This is a genomic window from Streptomyces canarius (assembly GCF_014650735.1).
GTDB lineage: Bacteria > Actinomycetota > Actinomycetes > Streptomycetales > Streptomycetaceae > Streptomyces > Streptomyces olivaceoviridis.
The window spans coordinates 1-900 of sequence record NZ_BMVN01000204.1 but is presented as its reverse complement, the minus strand read 5'-3'; the positions used below and the strand labels follow the sequence as shown (position 1 = coordinate 900).

The window sequence follows — 900 nt, the reverse complement described above, 5'->3', positions numbered from 1 at the left end:
CCGATCTACAAAATCAATTGCTTCACAATGGCCTCTACAACCATGGCTCTTTCCTCCCCATCATTCGCCGGTAAGGCAGTGAAGTTCTCCCCTTCCACCCCTGAAATCCGGGGAACTGGCCGTGTTTCCATGAGGAAAACCACCAAGCCTGTTCCTTCTGGTAGCCCATGGTACGGTCCTGACCGAGTTTTGTACTTGGGTCCACTTTCCGGTGAGCCACCATCTTACTTGACCGGTGAGTTCCCTGGTGACTATGGTTGGGACACTGCTGGACTCTCAGCTGATCCCGAGACCTTTGCTAGGAACCGTGAGCTCGAAGTCATTCACTGCAGATGGGCCATGTTGGGAGCTCTTGGGTGTGTTTTCCCTGAGCTGTTGGCTAGGAACGGTGTCAAGTTCGGTGAAGCTGTATGGTTCAAGGCCGGGTCTCAAATCTTCAGTGAGGGTGGACTTGACTACTTGGGTAACCCAAGCTTGATCCATGCTCAAAGCATTTTGGCCATCTGGGCTTGCCAAGTTATCTTGATGGGAGCCGTTGAGGGTTACCGTATTGCCGGTGGACCACTCGGTGAAGTGACTGACCCATTGTACCCAGGTGGTAGCTTTGACCCATTGGGTCTTGCTGATGACCCGGAGGCATTCGCTGAGCTCAAGGTGAAAGAGATCAAGAACGGTAGGTTGGCTATGTTCTCAATGTTCGGGTTCTTCGTTCAGGCCATCGTGACCGGAAAGGGACCATTGGAGAACTTGGCTGACCACCTTGCTGACCCAGTCAACAACAATGCTTGGGCCTATGCCACCAACTTTGTCCCCGGAAAGTGAACTTAGAGCGTGAAAAGGGATTTGTCTTGTTCATGTTTTTATTTGTTGGTGTGAATGTAAATTTGTTGCACAATCAAT

The 900-nt window shown here is 51.0% G+C and carries 1 protein-coding gene; it reads left to right on the top strand.

The window, feature by feature from the left end; translation table 11 throughout:
* Nucleotides 1–822: chlorophyll a-b binding protein (locus tag IE294_RS50445; protein ID WP_229918600.1), on the top strand; the 822-nt coding region annotated here is incomplete at its 5' end.
* Between the last annotated feature and the right edge of the window lie 78 nt (nucleotides 823–900).